General features: G+C 72.0%; 19 protein-coding genes. 10 read left to right on the plus strand and 9 right to left on the minus strand.

The annotated features are described in order from the left end of the window. Positions 1 to 231: 231 nt before the first annotated feature. Entirely contained in the window at positions 232 to 1,707 is a 1,476-nt protein-coding gene (locus ACH4E8_RS08175; RefSeq protein ID WP_398445533.1) for an alpha/beta fold hydrolase, read from the plus strand. A gap of 164 nt (positions 1,708 to 1,871) precedes the next feature. Beyond that, a complete protein-coding gene (locus ACH4E8_RS08180) occupies positions 1,872 to 2,762 on the plus strand; it encodes a hypothetical protein (RefSeq protein ID WP_398445535.1) in 891 nt (296 codons plus the stop codon). A gap of 84 nt (positions 2,763 to 2,846) precedes the next feature. Here ACH4E8_RS08180 and ACH4E8_RS08185 read toward each other — a convergent pair whose 3' ends face one another. From ACH4E8_RS08185 to ACH4E8_RS08200, 4 genes are read right to left on the minus strand one after another with little or no spacing between them, the layout of a single operon-like run. Further along, positions 2,847 to 3,341, minus strand: coding sequence for an SRPBCC family protein (locus tag ACH4E8_RS08185; RefSeq protein WP_398445537.1), 495 nt, complete (start codon positions 3,339 to 3,341; stop codon positions 2,847 to 2,849). Further along, positions 3,338 to 3,706, minus strand: coding sequence for a metalloregulator ArsR/SmtB family transcription factor (locus ACH4E8_RS08190; RefSeq protein WP_398445539.1), 369 nt, complete (start codon positions 3,704 to 3,706; stop codon positions 3,338 to 3,340). Before ACH4E8_RS08190 ends, ACH4E8_RS08185 begins: the two co-directional genes overlap by 4 nt. A gap of 57 nt (positions 3,707 to 3,763) precedes the next feature. Next, positions 3,764 to 4,264: an SRPBCC family protein gene (locus tag ACH4E8_RS08195; protein ID WP_398445541.1), complete on the minus strand. Its 501-nt coding sequence runs from the start codon at positions 4,262 to 4,264 to the stop codon at positions 3,764 to 3,766. Then, positions 4,258 to 5,034, minus strand: a complete 777-nt coding sequence (locus ACH4E8_RS08200) for an SDR family oxidoreductase (RefSeq protein ID WP_398445542.1) — start codon at positions 5,032 to 5,034, stop codon at positions 4,258 to 4,260. The genes ACH4E8_RS08195 and ACH4E8_RS08200 overlap by 7 nt, the downstream gene beginning before the upstream one ends. Positions 5,035 to 5,223: 189 nt before the next feature. Here ACH4E8_RS08200 and ACH4E8_RS08205 point away from each other — a divergent pair, with 189 nt between their 5' ends. The 3 genes from ACH4E8_RS08205 to ACH4E8_RS08215 all read left to right on the plus strand — a co-directional run bounded on the left by ACH4E8_RS08205 (position 5,224) and on the right by ACH4E8_RS08215 (position 7,736). Further along, positions 5,224 to 5,868 (plus strand): TetR family transcriptional regulator, encoded by a 645-nt coding sequence (locus ACH4E8_RS08205; protein ID WP_398446092.1) that lies wholly within the window; start codon positions 5,224 to 5,226, stop codon positions 5,866 to 5,868. Between the two features lie 78 nt (positions 5,869 to 5,946). After that, positions 5,947 to 7,104: a pyridoxal-phosphate dependent enzyme gene (locus ACH4E8_RS08210; RefSeq protein ID WP_398445544.1), complete on the plus strand. Its 1,158-nt coding sequence runs from the start codon at positions 5,947 to 5,949 to the stop codon at positions 7,102 to 7,104. Next, positions 7,101 to 7,736 carry a transcriptional regulator gene (locus ACH4E8_RS08215; protein WP_398445546.1) on the plus strand — a complete coding sequence of 212 codons (636 nt, stop codon included), beginning with the start codon at positions 7,101 to 7,103 and terminating at the stop codon, positions 7,734 to 7,736. Before ACH4E8_RS08210 ends, ACH4E8_RS08215 begins: the two co-directional genes overlap by 4 nt. An 83-nt stretch (positions 7,737 to 7,819) precedes the next feature. On the opposite strand, the gene ACH4E8_RS08220 is transcribed toward ACH4E8_RS08215, so the two are convergent. Continuing rightward, a complete protein-coding gene (locus ACH4E8_RS08220; protein WP_361969775.1) occupies positions 7,820 to 8,182 on the minus strand; it encodes an SH3 domain-containing protein in 363 nt (120 codons plus the stop codon). Positions 8,183 to 8,322: 140 nt separating this feature from the next. Between ACH4E8_RS08220 and ACH4E8_RS08225 the strand changes: the two genes are divergently transcribed. Next, complete coding sequence (locus ACH4E8_RS08225; RefSeq protein ID WP_398445548.1) at positions 8,323 to 9,183, plus strand: MerR family transcriptional regulator; 861 nt, start codon at positions 8,323 to 8,325, stop codon at positions 9,181 to 9,183. Positions 9,184 to 9,244: 61 nt separating this feature from the next. Here the strand turns inward: ACH4E8_RS08225 and ACH4E8_RS08230 are convergent, their stop codons facing one another. Next, positions 9,245 to 9,751 carry a MarR family winged helix-turn-helix transcriptional regulator gene (locus ACH4E8_RS08230; RefSeq protein WP_398445550.1) on the minus strand — a complete coding sequence of 169 codons (507 nt, stop codon included), beginning with the start codon at positions 9,749 to 9,751 and terminating at the stop codon, positions 9,245 to 9,247. A 119-nt stretch (positions 9,752 to 9,870) separates the two neighbouring features. Here ACH4E8_RS08230 and ACH4E8_RS08235 point away from each other — a divergent pair, with 119 nt between their 5' ends. The 3 genes from ACH4E8_RS08235 (at position 9,871) to ACH4E8_RS08245 (ending at position 11,543) form a co-directional block, all read left to right on the plus strand. Beyond that, on the plus strand, positions 9,871 to 10,245 hold the full coding sequence (locus ACH4E8_RS08235; RefSeq protein WP_398445552.1) for a PadR family transcriptional regulator: 375 nt from the start codon (positions 9,871 to 9,873) through the stop codon (positions 10,243 to 10,245). Continuing rightward, positions 10,242 to 10,835 (plus strand): HAAS signaling domain-containing protein, encoded by a 594-nt coding sequence (locus tag ACH4E8_RS08240; RefSeq protein ID WP_398445554.1) that lies wholly within the window; start codon positions 10,242 to 10,244, stop codon positions 10,833 to 10,835. The genes ACH4E8_RS08235 and ACH4E8_RS08240 overlap by 4 nt, the downstream gene beginning before the upstream one ends. A gap of 318 nt (positions 10,836 to 11,153) precedes the next feature. Continuing rightward, a complete protein-coding gene (locus tag ACH4E8_RS08245; protein ID WP_361969790.1) occupies positions 11,154 to 11,543 on the plus strand; it encodes a sporulation protein in 390 nt (129 codons plus the stop codon). Between the two features lie 84 nt (positions 11,544 to 11,627). Here the strand turns inward: ACH4E8_RS08245 and ACH4E8_RS08250 are convergent, their stop codons facing one another. From ACH4E8_RS08250 to ACH4E8_RS08260, 3 genes are read right to left on the minus strand one after another with little or no spacing between them, the layout of a single operon-like run. Further along, the gene (locus ACH4E8_RS08250) at positions 11,628 to 11,822 is read right to left on the minus strand and encodes a DUF397 domain-containing protein (RefSeq protein WP_398445556.1); all 195 of its coding nucleotides are present in this window, start codon (positions 11,820 to 11,822) and stop codon (positions 11,628 to 11,630) included. Positions 11,823 to 11,835: 13 nt separating this feature from the next. Then, positions 11,836 to 12,048 (minus strand): DUF397 domain-containing protein, encoded by a 213-nt coding sequence (locus ACH4E8_RS08255; RefSeq protein ID WP_398445558.1) that lies wholly within the window; start codon positions 12,046 to 12,048, stop codon positions 11,836 to 11,838. Continuing rightward, positions 12,045 to 12,884, minus strand: coding sequence for a helix-turn-helix domain-containing protein (locus ACH4E8_RS08260; RefSeq protein WP_398445560.1), 840 nt, complete (start codon positions 12,882 to 12,884; stop codon positions 12,045 to 12,047). The genes ACH4E8_RS08255 and ACH4E8_RS08260 overlap by 4 nt, the downstream gene beginning before the upstream one ends. Before the next feature lie 182 nt (positions 12,885 to 13,066). Between ACH4E8_RS08260 and ACH4E8_RS08265 the strand changes: the two genes are divergently transcribed. Continuing rightward, on the plus strand, positions 13,067 to 13,222 hold the full coding sequence (locus ACH4E8_RS08265) for a hypothetical protein (RefSeq protein ID WP_398445561.1): 156 nt from the start codon (positions 13,067 to 13,069) through the stop codon (positions 13,220 to 13,222). The last annotated feature ends 44 nt before the right edge of the window (positions 13,223 to 13,266 follow it).

The following is a 13,266-nucleotide window of genomic DNA, read 5'->3' on the forward strand; positions in this document are numbered from 1 at the left end:
GGACGTCCGCGAAACGCCGGATCTGGCTCCGCACCTCCGCAGCCCCTGGGACCTTCCCGGAGCGCGTACCGGAGCGCGTCCCTGATCCGCCCCTGACGCCGACCCTGACCTGACCCGGAAAGGCCCGGGCGGGACTGCCACGTGGGCCGTTGCGCACCTAACGTGAAGACGGTGCCCCGGCCGGCCCCGCACGCTCACACGCCCCAACTGGCCTGTTCACGAGGAGGATCCATGCCGTTACGAGGGAGGTCCGCTCTGCGGCGCGTCTTCGCGCGGGCCGCGACCTTGGCCGTCGTCGCCGGGCTCGCCGGCCCCGCCGTCGCCCCCGTGGCCCACGCGTCGCCGTCCGCTGCGGGCCCCCTGCGGTGGGTGGCGTGCGGCGACCCGGCGCGGCCGGGCGCCGAGTGCGCCGAGTTGTCCGTCCCGGTCGACTGGGCCCGCCCGGACGGGCCGAGGCTGGACCTGGCCGTGGCCCGGCGCAAGGCAGCCGATCCCGACGCGCGCGTCGGCTCGCTGGTGTTCGGGCCCGGCGGTCCGGGCGACTCGGGCGTGGCGACGGTGGTGGACCGCGCCCACCGCTTCAGCACCGAGGTCCGCCGCAGGTTCGACGTCGTGAGCTTCGACCCGCGCGGCGTGGGCGGCAGCAGCCCGATCACCTGCTCCCGCGACCTGCTCGCCGCGCGGCCCTCGCCGGAGCTGAAGAGCCAGGCGGACTTCGACGCGACCACGGCGTACAACAGCCGGCTCCGGGCGGACTGCCGCGCCCGCACCGGCCCGGTGTTCGACCACCTGGACAGCGCCCAGACCGTCCGGGACCTGGACGCCCTCCGGGCCGCGCTCGGCGAGCGGAAGCTGACCTTCCACGGCAGTTCGTACGGGACGCTGCTCGGCGCGCAGTACGCCGAGACGTACCCGCGGCGCGTGCGCGCGATGCTGCTGGAGAGCGTCATGGACCACAGCGTCCCGACCGCCCGCGACTTCCTGCGGTCCCAGGCGACCGCGGCACAGGACTCGTTCCGGGAGTTCGTGAAGTGGTGCGAGGACGCCGCGCAGTGCGCGTTGCACGACCGCGACGTGCGCGCCGTCTGGCAGGACCTGCTGGCCCGCGCCGAACGGGGCGAGTTGGCGGACCCGTCGAAGCCGGGCGCCTCGCTGTCCGCGTCTGACCTGGTCAACAAGGTGGCGTTCCGGAAGTTCTACGGTGCCGACTACGCGGGCCTGGCCGCGACGGTCGCGACGATGGACGCGAGCGTCCCGCTGCCCGCGTCACCCACCTCGGTGGAGCCGCTGCCTTCGGCCGCCCCCGTCTTCTGCTCGGACTGGCGTCTGCCGGTGCGCGACCACCGGGAGTACGCCTCACTCGTCGCCACGATGCGGACGACCGCGCCCGACCTGCCGTACCTGCTGCCGGTGCACATGGTCGCGGCCTGCCTGGGCGCGCCGACCGCGAACCCGCAGCACCGCCTGGACGCCCGCGGCGTCCCGCCGGTCCTGCTGACCAACGCGCTGCACGACCCCGCGACGGGCCACCCCGGGGCGGTCTCGGTGGCCCGTCAACTCGGCCGCAGCGGCGCGCTCCTCACCTACGAGGGCCACGGCCACGGCAGCGCGACGAGCGGCCCGTGCATGGAGGGCGCCGTGAACCGCTACCTCACCGACCATGTCGTCCCGCCACGGGGCGCCCGTTGCCCGGCGGCACCGTCCTGACCGCTGGACGTCGGTCGAACCGTTCGTCACCGCTCGAACCGTTCGTCACCGCGTCCACGCCGGTGACGGACGTGCGACGGGACCGTCACCGGGCGCAGGATCCGCCTGCGCACCGGCATCCTCCGCGGCTAAGGTGACCCGTCGGTGAGCGACGGGGGGCAACGGTGAACTGGGCCGCAGAGACAGCGCTGACGGAATTCCAGCGGAACCTGGTCATCGCCCTCGCGGGCGGGCTCGTCGGCGTGCTCGGCACGATGGTGATCGAGTACGTGAAGGCCCGCCGTGAGCCGACCAAACGCCTCTCCTACGAGGCCGAGACGCGGACGGCCGTCGTCTCCGCCGACGAGCAGGTGCGGCCCCGGCTCGGACTCACCTACGACGGCAGGCACGTCGAGGACCTCAGCTCCGTCGAGTTCACCGTGGAGAACACCGGGACCTGCGTCGTCCAACAGCAGCAACTGCGGTTCCGGTTCGCCGACGGCAGCGAGGTCCTCGACGCCGCCGCGACCTCCGCCCACGAGGCCGAATGGGGTGTGCGGCGGCGCCCGGACCTCGAACAGGGCCCCCGGGAAGCGGTCTTCGCCATCGGCCACCTGGAGCGCGGGCAGCGCGTGACCTTCCGACTGCTCACCTCCGGTCGGGACTCCGGCAGGTGGGAGGTCGTCCCGCACAACCCGCTGGGGGACGTCGATCTGCGCGAGCGGTCGGCCGCCCGCATGAAGGACGACCGCGAGCACATGCCCGCCTTCTTCTGCCTGTCCTTCCTGTTGTTCGCCGTCCCGCCGGTGTTCTCCGCCTTCGGGTTCGTCGGGGAACTGGCAGGGGCGTTCGTGCGGGCGGGCTTCATCGCCGCGGTCGTCCCGCACCTCGCCCCCACGGCCCGGGCGCTGCGCGACGTACTGGTCCGGCCCCATCGGCCCGGGCACACCTACCGTTTCCACGGTGGCGTAAGCGGCACGGCCCTCACCTTCGGGGACGGAGGCACGATCACCTACACCTCCGATGTGACCGGCCCGACCAGGCAGTCCGATCCGGCCGATGCCACCCGGCCGTGAAGCACCCCGGTCCCGCGACGGTGCGCTGCTGCGCCCTGATCGATCGCACCGGTCGGTCCCGGTGAACGTGCGCGGTCACAGACCTCAGCCGGCGAGGGCGGCGAAGTAGTCGCGCTGGGCGGGGTAGTAGTCGTCGAAGGCGGGCTGGTCCGTGCCGTCGTGGGAGGCGCGGAGCAGGTCGAGGTAGTACTCCCAGCCCGGCCCGATCTCACCGATCCCCTTCGCGTCCTTGAGGTGGTGGATCAGTTGCAGCTCCGTCGTGCCGCCCGAGGCGGACAGCCGGAGCTCCAGGTGCCAGTCGCCCGCTTCGTCGGACATGGAGACGACCAGGCGGTGGGGCGGCTCGCACGCTTCGATGCGCAGGTCGCACCAGGGTGCGTCCTCCTCGAAGGACAGCCGGACCTTGACGGTGCGGCCGGGGGCGGCGTCGCCTTCCCAGGGGCCGAACCACCGCGCCGTCCGCTCGGGCTCGGTGACGCTGGCCCAGACGTCGTCGATCGGGGCCCGGAAGGTGCGGGTGAGGGTCAGGTCGTGGCCGTCGGCGGTGGGCGCGAGCCGACCGGTGGGTACGGGAGTCATGCGGTGTCCTCCGTGCGCTCTCGGTGCTGGGTCGGGCGGTGCTCGGCCCGCTCGCGGCGGGTGCGGTGGACCTCGGTCTCCAGGGCGTCCAGCCGGTGGTCCCAGCCGGCCGGGGCGCGCAGGACGGAGATCCATTCGGCGAGTTCCGTCAGGGCTGCCGGGTCGAGCCGGTAGAGCCGCCGGGTGCCGGTGACCTCGTCGTGCACCAGGCCGCTCTCGCGCAGTACGCGCAGGTGCCGGCTGATCGCCGGGCGGCTGATGGGGAAGCGACGGGCGATCTCGCCGGCGGTGAGGGTGGTCCCGCGCAGCATGACGAGGATGTCCCGGCGTACGGGATCCGCGATGGCGTTGGTCACCTCATCCATGAGGGAAGTGTAACCCACAGGTTACGAATGAGGCCGAGCGCCTGGCGGCCGTCGCCCCTAATGCCTGGCGAAGCGTTCCTTGAGGGCGTCCAGGCCGGTGGCGTAAATGGTGTCGCCGAAGTGCTTCTCGATCTCGGGGACGAGTTCGTCGGCGGCCTCGTACGTCGCGGCCCAGCGGATCTCGGTGCCCGCGTCGTGCGGCTGCGCGGACAGTGTGGCGACGTAGTCGGAGACGGGAACGGCGGATTTGTGGATGGCGTACCGGAGGATCCTGCGCGCGTCGTCCTTCTCCAGGAGCCGTTCCCGGATGACCACGCGGCCGTTGACGGAGAACGCCTGGATCGCCCCGGGCGTCTCGGGATCGGCGTCGTCCTCGATCACCGACGGCGGCAGCAGGGGGTGCCAGTCGGCGAGGCCGCCGAAGGCGCCGATGACCTGCCAGACGTCATCGGGGTCGGCGGTGACGACGACGGCGCGGGTGAGCACGTGCACGGACGGGCCTTCGGATGCCGCGGCGCGTTCCTGGCCGTCCGCCGCTTCCCTCGACGGGCTCACCACGTGCCGTCGCCGCGCAGCACGGCGTCGGCGCCGCCGTCGATGAAGACGACCTGGCCGGTGACCAGGTGGTTCTCGGGGGAGGTGAGCCAGTCCAGGAGGGGAGCTATCTGCGCCGGCCGGGCGTGGCCGTGGAGCGGCATGGGGATCGCCTCGTCCACGATCTTGCGCAGGTCGGGGCTGGTCAGCATGGGTTCCGTCATGGGGGTGGCGACGGTTCCGGGGGCGATGGCGTTGAGGGGGATGCCGGCGCCCGCCCAGTCGGCGGTCACGGCGGTGCGGCGTACCCAGCGGGCGACGGCGGCCTTGGTCGATCCGTAGATCGCATAGCCCTCCCCCCGGTCGACCGCCGCCCGGGCGGCGGCCAGCGCCGCTTCCTCGTCGCCGGTGAGCGCCGCTTCGGCGACGGCCGTGTCGTGGGGGTGGACGGAGGCGACCGAGCTGATGACGACGGCGCGCGGGTCCGTACCGGCGGCCAGCAGGGGGCGCAGCCCTTCCAGGGTGGCGACCGCGCCGAAGTAGTTGACGCTCACCACGCGCGGTGCGAAACCGGCGAGACCGGCGCTCGCGATCACGGCGTCGAGCCGCCCGCCGCTCAACTCGCCCGCGCGCTCGACGAGATGGGCCCGGCCGTCGGCGGTGGCGAGGTCCGCGACGATGTCGGCGTCCTTGAGGTCGGCGCCGATGACCGTGTGCCCCTGTTCCTTGAGCCGGGTGGCGGTGGCCTTGCCGATGCCGGAGGCGGCTCCGGTGATGAGGTAGGTGCGGGACATGGTCGGCTCCTTCGCTGAGGTTGCTGCTGACGCTGTTCGTTCACCGGTCGGTGCGCGGACGGAGGGCGCTCATGCGCATGCCTGGATGAATCGGATGCAGGTGCGCCGACCGTTGGCGCCCCGCTGCCGATCGGTCGTGATCAGCATACGATTTTCTGGCATGTCGTGCCAGAAAATGCGTCTGTGACAATGGAGCCCGAGGCGAAGCGCGGCGAGGAGCACACCATGGCGGCAGCACGGGGCCGTCCGTCCCTGACGGAACAGCGGCGCCTCCAGACTCGACTGGAGATCGCGGAGGCCGCGGCGACCCTGTTCGCCGACCGCGGTTACGACGCGACGACGGTGGAGGACATCGCCGCAGCCGCGGGCATCTCGCTGCGCACCTTCTACCGCTACTGCCCGGCGAAGGAGGACGCCCTCACCCCCCTCTTCGCCGACAGCGTCGGCCAACTCGTGGACGTCCTCGCGGCGCATCCGGCCGAAGCCCCGCTCAGCGCCGTCGTCGAGGCGTCCTTCGTGACGGCGACGGCCGAGCGGCGACTGGCGGACGCGGCGCGGGCCCGTCGACTGGTCCGCGTCCTCGGTACCGTCCCCGCCCTGAGGGCGCGTTGGCTCGCCGCGGGGCAGGAGACGCAGGAGCGGCTAGCGCCGGCGCTGGCGTCCCGCACGGGCGCCCCCGTCGACAGCCTCGAAGTGCGTCTGCTGACCGCCGCGGTGCTGAACGCCTTCACCGTCACCATGGAGTACTGGGCCTGGCGGGACGAGCCCGAGGACTTCGCCGATCTGATGCGCCGCGCGCTGACGTTCCTGCGGCTCGACGAACTCCGGGCGTGAACGGGCGTGAACGGGCGAGAGCGAGGGGCGACGCAGTAAGGGTTGACGATCGGTCCAAAGCTGGAAAAGCTGTCCAGCGTGCCTGATCAAGTAGCTCACTACGTCGACGAACGCTCCGGCCGCACCTACCCCCTCACCGACCCCCTGCGCTGGCGCGGCGACGACGGAGCACCGCTCTGCGTCGCCCCGCTGCCCGGCATCACCCGCGACGACGTGGACACCGCCCGCCGCTCGCTGTGGCGCTACCGCGCCGCCCTGCCCGCGCCGCTCGACGAGGCGGCGCCCGTCTCGCTGGGCGAGGGCTGCACCCCGCTGCTGGACGGCGAGTGGAGCGGCCACCCGGTCTCCTTCAAGACCGAGTGGTCCAACCCCACCGGCAGCTTCAAGGACCGCGGCACCAGCGTCCTGATCTCCTTCCTCGCCCACCACGGCGTCACCGACGTCATCGAAGACAGCTCCGGCAACGGCGGCTCGTCCGTCGCCGCGTACTGCGCCGCCGCCGGCATCCGCGCCCGGATCCTCGTCCCCGAGGCCACCTCGCCCGCGAAGGTCCTCCAGGCCCGCGCGTACGGCGCCGAGGTCGAGCTGGTCCCCGGCGACCGCGAGGCCACCGCGGCCGAAGCGCTGCGCCGCGCCGCCACCACCCCCTACGCCAGCCACAACTGGCACCCCTTCTTCCTCCAGGGCGTCAAGACCCTCGCGTACGAGATCTGGGAGGACCTCGGCTTCCGCGCCCCGGACGCCGTCGTCACCGTCGCCGGCGCGGGCAGCACCGTCCTCGGCTGCGACCTCGGCTTCGGCGAGCTGCTGGCCGCCGGCCAGATCGACCGACTGCCGCGGCTGCTGGTGGCCCAACCCGCCAACTGCGCGCCGATCCACGCGAGTCACCGTGCCGGGGTGGAGACGCCCGTGCCGTACGAAGCGGCCCCCACCGTCGCCGAAGGCACCGCCATCCGGCACCCCGTACGCCTCCCCGAGGTGCTGCGTGCCGTCCGCCGCTCGGGCGGCGAGATGACCGCGGTCCCGGAGGCCGCGATCGAGGACGCGGTGCGCCGCCTCGCCGCGAAGGGGCTGTACGCGGAGCCCACCAGCGCCACCGCGGCGGCGGCCGTCGACGCCTTCGCCGCCCGCGGACTCATCGTGCCCGGCGAACGCACCGTCGTCGTCCTCACCGGCTCCGGCCTCAAGGCGGCGGGCGCGATGCAGCGCATCGTGAGCGGAGGGCGCGCGTCGTGAGCGACGAGGACGAACTCCTGCTGCGCGAGGCGGAGAAGATCGCCGGCGCGGTGGGGAAGATGTTCCCCGGCCTGTGCGAAGTGGTCCTCCACGACCTGCGGGACCCGGACCACGCCGTACGCGCGGTGGAGAACCCGCTCTCCGGCCGCCGCCCCGGCGACCCGGCGACCGAACTCGGCCTCGCCCGCCTGGCCGACCCCGACTTCCCCGACGTCGTCCAGAACTACCCGGGCCGCCTCCCCGACGGCCGCGCGGTGAAGAGCACGTCCATCGGCATCCGCAACGCCGACGGCGCGTACGTCGGCGCGCTCTGCCTCAACCTGGACGTGTCCCTCCTGACCGAACTCGCCGCCGTCGCCACCCGCCTGACCCGCACCGACGACCCCGGCCCCACCCCGCCGGAGACCCTGCGCCCCCCGGCGTCCGCCCTCCACGAAGCGGCCCGGGAGTACGCGGCACTCCGCGGCTGCACGCCCCGCGAACTCCCCACCCGCGACCGCACCGACCTGGTCCGTGCCCTGCGCGCACAGGGCCACCTGGACGTGAAGCACGCGACGCGCGTGCTGGCGGGCGTCCTCGGCGTCTCCCGCGCGACGGTCTACAACGACCTGCGGACGCAGGACGCGCCATAGGCGAACCGGGGGACGCTTCCAGCAGCGTCCCCCGGCCGCGGACCTAGGAGGTCACCTCACGGGAGGTCGCCCCCCCCAGGAGGTCAACAGGGCTTGGTGGAGCCGTTGTCCCGCAGATTGCCGTCCCAGATCCAGCCTTGGATGTCGGTGCCCTGGATCCGGGCGTGGGTCCAGGTGTTCCCCACCCCGTTCGTCATGTAGCAGTGGTAGGCGAGCAGCGAGGTGGTGTAGACCTGCGCGACGCTGCCACAAGCCTCGTGCGGGCCCTGGCGCAGCGGGGAGGTCTGCTTGACGCGCCCGGTGTCCCCGTCCTTGTTGGACCAGGAGTGGGAGCACGAGGCCGGACCCGCGTCGGCCGAGACCGCGGGCGTCGCCGCGGTCACGAGTCCTGCCATCGCGACCAGCGGCAGAACGGCGGCGAACAGGCGTTTGCGATTCTTCTGCATGGCTTCCTCCAGACGTCGAACCGATTCCCAGCAGGACGGCCCGGCCTCATGCGAAAAGCGACGCAAGGCCCTTGAGCGCCTTCACCGCCCCGACTGGCGGGCCTACGTTAAGAGCTCCCGTGGACTGGAGGTTCAAGGCCATGCGCGAGGGTGTGACGCGGAACACGTCCCGGAGCGGACGGGGCGGGTGGAGCATCGGCGAGCTGGCCGCACACGCCGGGCTGCCGGTGAAGACCGTGCGCTACTACTCCGACATCGCGCTGCTGCCCGCAACGCACCGGAGCGACGGGGGCCATCGACGCTACGAACCCGAAGCGCTCGACCACCTCCGGCTGATACGGCGATTACGGAGCCTCGGAGTCTCCCTCGCGGACATCTCGGAGGTCCTGCGCAACGGGACGTCGCTGGGCGAACTCGCGGCGTCCGAACAGGAGAAGGTCCGGGTGCGCCAGCGCGAACTGGCCTGGCGCGACGCCATCTGGCAGGCTCTCGGCGCCTCCCCGGGCCCCCAGCGCCCGCGCCTGCTGGACCGCCTCACCCGGGTGGAGTCCCCGCAGCGGGCGCACGCGGACCTGACGCGCGGCTGGCGGCAGTTGCTCCCCCCGACGCCACCGGGCTCCCCGATCGAGGCGATCGTCTCGTACGCCGCCCCCGCGCCTCCGGTGCGCCCGTCCGTCCGACAGGTCCTCGCCTACGCCGAAATGCACGCGCTCGTCTCCGGCCTCGAACCGGGAAGGGCCCCGACCCGGCCGCCCGACGACGGACGCGGCGGGCCCGCCGCGGTGTGGCCGAGCTGGGTCCGGGAGGTCTTCAGCAGGGCGCCGGACGTCGCGACCGCGACGAGGTGGTTGCTGCTGGGGCTCTCCCGTCACCACCTCCGCCAGCGGGAGGCGGCCGGCGGTGCGCCGGGGGAGTGGCACCCGGCGATCGAGCGCCAATTCGTCATCGGCCGCATCAGTCGGTACTCGCGGTGCGTCGTCGTCATGGCCGGTGGTCGCTGACCGTCGACCGCGCGTGGGGAGCCCCGGTCAGGCTCCCGCACGGCTCAGGCTCCCGCACGGCTCAGGCTCCCGCACGGCCGGTGGCGTCCAGAGCCCCCTCGACGTTCTCGATCACCCTGCGCAGCACCTTCAGCGCCGCCACGTACTCATCGTTCCCGATCCCTTCGTGCACCACTGCGCGCACCTCCGTCGCCAGCGCCCGCACCCGCAGCCGGGCGGCCTCGCCGGCGTCGGTGAGGTGGAGGCGCTGCCCGGCGTCGCTGCGGAGCCAACCGCGGTGCAGCAGTTGGTCCACGGCCCGCGCGATCTCGTGCGGCCCGTCGGCCAGCGGCGTGAGCTGCCCGACCACCTCTTCGACGCTCGGCGCCACCGGTCCGCCGTCCACCCGGTTGAGGACCCAGTACTGCGGCTGCGTGACGTCGATCCGCGCCATCGCGTCGCGCAGCTGCCGCGTGACGAGCGCATGGACGCGCCCGCTCCAGTAGCCGATGGGCTGGCTCGCCAACTCCTCATCGGTGGCAGCAGGGTTGGCGGGAGCCTGGTCGGTGGCGGAACTCGTCTGGTTCATGATCACCAAGCTAATCGGGGGAGCGGGCGGATGGCCACGGGGCATCGCGTGATCCCCGACCGGTCGCCGGTCAGACGCGTTTTTGCTACGCACTTGCCCGACCAGGTATCTTGCATCGCATGGAACCAGGTGATTCGACCAAGCAGGCCCGGGCAGCCGCCCAGCTGCGCAAGGGCGTGCTGGAGTACTGCGTACTCGCCCTGATGCGGGACCGCCCCCGCTACGGCGTGGAACTCCTCCACGCCCTGGAGGGCTCCGGCGCCCTGGCCACCAGCCAGGGCACGGTCTACCCGCTGCTCTCCCGGCTCCGCCGGGACGACCTGGTCACCACCACCTGGCAGGAGTCCACCGCCGGGCCGCCCCGTCGCTACTACGCGCTCACCGACAGCGGCCGGGCCGCGCTCGACGAGTTCACCCGCGTCTGGCCCGGCTTCCGCGACGCCGTCGACGCCTTCCTGACCACCCCCCACGCCTCCACCGGAGACCTCGTATGAAGACCCCTGCCACCACCGCCACCGACCCCGTACGCGACTACCTCTCCGCCGTCGAGCGCGAGACCTCCGTGCTCCCCGCCGACCGTCGCCAGGAACTCCTCGCGGACCTCGCCGAACACATCGAGGTGACGCGCGCCGAGCGCCCCGACGCCGCGATGGGCGAGGTCCTGGCGGAGCTGGGGGACCCGCGCACGATCGCGGCGACGGCGCTGGCCGAGGCGGGGAGCGGGAGCGGCGAGCCCGCTCCGGCCCCGGCCCGGCGCGGCAAGGTGCACCCCCTGGTCCCGCTCCTGATGCTCCCGCTCTCGCTGGCCTTCATCGTGGTCTTCCCCGACCAGCCCGGGCCGCTGTTCGGCGTCCTGTTCCGCATCGTCGGCGCGGTGCTCCTGTGCACCTCGGTGCACTGGACCGCCGTCCAGAAGACCACCGGCGTACTGCTCACCGCGGTCCTGCCGACCGTCGTCATCGTCACCTGGAACCTCTCCAGCGGCGGCCCGACGGGCGACGGCCCGGCGCTCCTGGCCAACGTGACGATGCTCGCCCTGCTGACCGGGGTGTCGGCGTGGCTCTGGCGGGTCCGCCGCGCCTGAGCCGCGGCCCAGCTCAGGCGTACCGCGTTACCGCCTCTCCGGACCACGCGGAACGGAGCCCGCCTCGCTCACGTGAGACTCCCGGCCGACGGCCAGGAGTGGGGTGCCGGCGGGGTGGGGTGAGCCTTCGGCTGCGGGTGGCAGCTCGGTGTGGCTCCGGGTGAACCGGCTGGTGCGAGGACCGCGCGTCATGGGCGAGTTCCCCGGGTATCCCGGGCCCGGACCCGTCGTCCTGGCGCAAGGTCCAGTGGAATCGGTTGGGCCCAGGCACCCCCATATCCTCGACACCGACGCACTCGCCACTCCGGAGGTATCCCGATGGCCAGCTCAGACATACCGGCCCGAGTCGAACCGCAGGCCGACCCGGCCGCAGCCTTGATGGAACGACTGACCGAGCAACTCGGCAGGGCCTCGGTGTCAGCCGTTTTCGGGGAACCCGTCACCAGCGACGGAGTCACCGTCATCCCGGTCGCCGAAGTCGGCTTCGGTTTCGCCGGGGGCACGGGTCCCGAGGCGGGAGCTGCCAACAACTGCGGGGGAGGAGCCGGCGCCCGCGCCCGCGGCTACATCGAGATCAGGGACGGCATCGCCACGTACAAACCCCTCCGGGCCCCCTGGGTGAACGTCGCCGTACCGCTCGCGGCCCTCCTGGCAGGTGCCGTCGCGCCCCTGCTCGTTCGCCGCCTCGCGAAACGCCGTGCTCGCTGACGGGCACGGTCTGGACGCGTTCTTGGGTGAAGACCGGGCCCCGTACGGCAGGTGGCGTACGGGGCCCGGGCGGTGCTTCGGGGGTTACAGCTGGGTGTCGCGGGCGAGGGTGATGAGGCCGGCGAAGGCGGTGGGGGAGAGCATCAGGACGGGGCCGTGGGGGCGCTTGCTGTCGCGGACGGGGACCGTGCCGGTGGCGGTCGCGTGGTCCGGTGCCCATTCGACGCAGGAGCCGCCGTTGTCGCTGTAGGAGGACTTGATCCAACGGGTGGCCGTCATGGGTGTCCTTTCGCTACAGCTGGGTGTCGCGGGCGAGGGTGATGAGGCCCGCGAAGGCGGTGGGGGAGACCATCAGGACGGGGCCGTGGGGGCGCTTGCTGTCGCGGACGGGGACCGTGCCGGTGGTGGTCGCGTGGTCCGGTGCCCATTCGACGCAGGAGCCGCCGTTGTCCGTGCTGTAGGACGACTTGACCCAACGGGTGGTCGGGAGGGGTGCGCTGGTCACGGGGTGCCCTTTCGTAGCTGCTTGATCACGGCGACGGATTCAGCTTGGGAGAGCGCATCGGTCTGCAACTGATGGTAAGACCTCACCAGCGGTAGGACAGAGGACAGTTCGCGGTCCAGGTGCCCCTGAGTCTGTGACTCGACGTACGAAACGACGGAGCGGTCATCCTGCGTGAGCAGGTTCACCAGCCGGTTGAACGGCCTCCGCGAACCCATCGCGAATGGTGCGATGTGCAGGGCCGTGTTGGACTGGTTCGCGAACTCGATCAGCCGATCCAGTTGCTGGTACATCACAGTCGGGCTGCCGATGGGGCGACGGATGCAACTCTCGTCGAGCACCGCGATGACCAGTGGCGAGGGCGTCCGTACGAGCGCTTCTTGGCGCTCTATCAAGTACTCGACCCGCTCTTCCGCCTTCTCTGGCTTGATGTCGCCGCGCCGGACCGCGCTGTTGATCAGGTCCGCCGCGTACTCCCGCGTCTGGAGCGGTCCTGGGATCAATCCGACTTCGAACAGTCTGACTTCCGCCGCCTTCGCCTCCAGCGACAGATACTCCGGGTAACCCTCCAGCAAGCTGCCGTTCTTGATCTCCCGGTACGCCCGCTCGAACGACTGCCTCGTGTCGGCGAGTTCGAACACCTTGTCGGCGTTCACCGAGCTTCGAAGGGTTGGAGGCTTGCGGCCAGTTTCCATCGCTGAGATGTGCTGGCTGGAGTAGCCCATCTGTTCGCCCAGGTACTCCTGCGTCCAGCCGCGCTCCTCGCGTGACGTGCGTAAGCGCGCGCCGAACGCTTCTACGGGGCCTGCTTCAGGGTTCAACTGCTTTCGGTTCACCACAGCGCATCAGATCCTTCATTCGCTGTTGCCCAGTTGAATGGTTCTCCGACCCTAGGCCAACCTGATGGCGCTTGGTAGTGGTTTCGCTACAGAGAGGAGCACCTGTGTCCGGGTTGCCCCAAGATGCCCTGGCCAAGGGGGCAGTTGTTCATGACCGCGTCACCAAAAAGACAGGTGTCGTGATGGCCCACGACGGCGCCCGGTACTACCTCCGGCCCCGCAAGGGCGGCATCGAATGGACCGCGCGGCGTGAGGACTTGAGCGCCGCGCTCTCCGACGTGCTGCGGCCGGCCGTCGCCGCGCTGAACGCCGACAGTCGAACGGGGGCGGCCCCGTGATCGGACGCGAGCCCCGCGCGAGGTGGCGCCGCGCGCACCACGTC

The sequence above is a fragment of the Streptomyces sp. NPDC017979 genome, assembly GCF_044328175.1.
Classification (GTDB): domain Bacteria; phylum Actinomycetota; class Actinomycetes; order Streptomycetales; family Streptomycetaceae; genus Streptomyces.

Coding starts and splice junctions, on each gene's coding strand:
- ACH4E8_RS08190 (WP_398445539.1), bottom strand. CDS start 3,706: ATGGATGAGGTGACCAACGCCATCGCGGATCCCGTACGCCGGGACATC.
- ACH4E8_RS08205 (WP_398446092.1), top strand. CDS start 5,224: ATGGAGCCCGAGGCGAAGCGCGGCGAGGAGCACACCATGGCGGCAGCA.
- ACH4E8_RS08220 (WP_361969775.1), bottom strand. CDS start 8,182: ATGCAGAAGAATCGCAAACGCCTGTTCGCCGCCGTTCTGCCGCTGGTC.
- ACH4E8_RS08240 (WP_398445554.1), top strand. CDS start 10,242: ATGAAGACCCCTGCCACCACCGCCACCGACCCCGTACGCGACTACCTC.
- ACH4E8_RS08200 (WP_398445542.1), bottom strand. CDS start 5,034: ATGTCCCGCACCTACCTCATCACCGGAGCCGCCTCCGGCATCGGCAAG.
- ACH4E8_RS08230 (WP_398445550.1), bottom strand. CDS start 9,751: ATGAACCAGACGAGTTCCGCCACCGACCAGGCTCCCGCCAACCCTGCT.
- ACH4E8_RS08175 (WP_398445533.1), top strand. CDS start 232: ATGCCGTTACGAGGGAGGTCCGCTCTGCGGCGCGTCTTCGCGCGGGCC.
- ACH4E8_RS08225 (WP_398445548.1), top strand. CDS start 8,323: ATGCGCGAGGGTGTGACGCGGAACACGTCCCGGAGCGGACGGGGCGGG.
- ACH4E8_RS08235 (WP_398445552.1), top strand. CDS start 9,871: ATGGAACCAGGTGATTCGACCAAGCAGGCCCGGGCAGCCGCCCAGCTG.
- ACH4E8_RS08185 (WP_398445537.1), bottom strand. CDS start 3,341: ATGACTCCCGTACCCACCGGTCGGCTCGCGCCCACCGCCGACGGCCAC.
- ACH4E8_RS08245 (WP_361969790.1), top strand. CDS start 11,154: ATGGCCAGCTCAGACATACCGGCCCGAGTCGAACCGCAGGCCGACCCG.
- ACH4E8_RS08250 (WP_398445556.1), bottom strand. CDS start 11,822: ATGACGGCCACCCGTTGGATCAAGTCCTCCTACAGCGACAACGGCGGC.
- ACH4E8_RS08265 (WP_398445561.1), top strand. CDS start 13,067: ATGGCCCACGACGGCGCCCGGTACTACCTCCGGCCCCGCAAGGGCGGC.